Origin of the sequence: Tahibacter caeni (assembly GCF_024609805.1) — a bacterium.
GTDB classification, from domain to species: domain Bacteria; phylum Pseudomonadota; class Gammaproteobacteria; order Xanthomonadales; family Rhodanobacteraceae; genus Tahibacter; species Tahibacter caeni.
Window position 1 is genome coordinate 1 of sequence record NZ_JANFVR010000599.1, and the last position, 1,522, is coordinate 1,522.

Below are 1,522 nucleotides of genomic sequence, written 5' to 3' on the forward strand. Positions count from 1 at the left end.
CCCTACACGACGCTCTCCCGATCTCCGCGCGCGAGGCGTGAGCGGCGCGAAGTCCGCGACCGCGGCGCTGCGGGCATGACGGAGCCGGCATTGCGGACGGCGCCCGGCGCGAACACGCAGACGGCATCGCCCGCGCGTGAACCGGCATCCGCGTCCGCGGCGGCCGCAGACGGCACGAATGCGGTTCGCGACGACTCGGCGACCGGCAGCCACGCGCCTGCCTCGGCGGTACTGACCCTCGGCGAAACCGGCGTCGATGCCTTGCGCGCGTTGCTTGCGAGCCACGACCTGCAACTGGTTCTCGTCGACGACGGTGCCGCGATACCCGGCAGCTACTGGGGCGAACCCGAAGCCGGCCTGATCGGCAACACGGTCTACGTGCGCGCCGACACGCCGGTACATTCGGCGCTGCATGAAGCCTGTCACCTGATCGTGCAGCCGCCCGAACGCCGCGCCGCCGTGCACACCGACGCGACCGATTCCGTCGCCGAGGAAGACGCGACCTGCTATCTGCAGATCGTGCTCGCCGCGCGCCTGCCCGGCGTCGGCAGCGAGCGCCTCATGCGCGACATGGACGCCTGGGGCTACACCTACCGGCTCGGCTCCACGCGCGCCTGGTTCGAGCACGACGCCGAAGACGCGCGCGAGTGGCTGCGCGAACGCGATCTGCCGGTCCGCTGACGCCGATCCACCGGCGTCGGGGCCGGTCGCGCCGGGGCGGCGTACGGCGTCAATGCTGCAGGTGCACGAACAGGCTCCAGTAGTACGGGTGGCGGAAATGCGGGCTCGCGCGCAGCCGGCGCTGCGCGGCGAGCAGCGCGGCTGCGGGATCGGGCGCATCGGCGCCGCCGAGTCCGGCGTAGAACGCGCGCGTGAATTCCGTGCCGGCCGAATCACTGAGCGGCCATAGCGCCGCGACGACGTGATGCGCGCCGGCGGCGCTGAGCGCGGTCGCGAAATTCGCCGCGCCGGCCACGCCGCGATCGATGCCGCCGGCGAGATTGCAGGCGCTGAGCAGCAGCAGGTCGACTCGCACCGGCCGCTCGACGAGATCGAGCCAGCTCACGAACACTGGCCTGTCGCTGCCCGGCAGCCAGAGCCCCGAATAGCTCTGCAACCGGGCGTCGTTGGTGCCGTGAGCGGCCACGTGCAGCCAGGACTGCGGCTGTTCCAGCGCCGTGCGCAGCCGCTCGCGCGTGAACGCCGCGCCCGCATCGCCGACGACGTCGACACCGGCCAGCGCGCCGCGCACGAGGGACAGCTCGTCGGACGCGCGCGGCAGCGCCGGCAGGCGGCCGGAGCGGTCGCCGACGGCCGCAGCGATCAGGACGTCGATCCGCGACGGCCGCGCCAGCGGCACGAAGCTGTCGGCCCGCAGGCCGGCCGGCACGAGGGTGATCGTCGAGGTGTCCACCAGCGCGCGGCCGTCGGGCCAATGCAGCACGGCGAACGGCACTGCCGCGAGGCGGTCGTCGAGCATCAGCAGCAGCCGCGCCGGCGGCGGCGCCGACCGCGGCGGCAG

At 73.7% G+C, this 1,522-nt stretch carries 2 protein-coding genes; one reads left to right on the top strand and one right to left on the bottom strand.

What is annotated here, in order from left to right; all coding sequences use genetic code 11:
- Positions 1–231: 231 nt before the first annotated feature.
- The gene (locus NON22_RS24165; protein ID WP_257389536.1) at positions 232–681 is read left to right on the top strand and encodes a hypothetical protein; all 450 of its coding nucleotides are present in this window, start codon (positions 232–234) and stop codon (positions 679–681) included.
- Positions 682–730: 49 nt separating this feature from the next.
- Here NON22_RS24165 and NON22_RS24170 read toward each other — a convergent pair.
- The coding region (locus NON22_RS24170) for a CHAT domain-containing protein (protein WP_257389534.1) at positions 731–1,522 on the bottom strand (792 nt) is incomplete at its 5' end.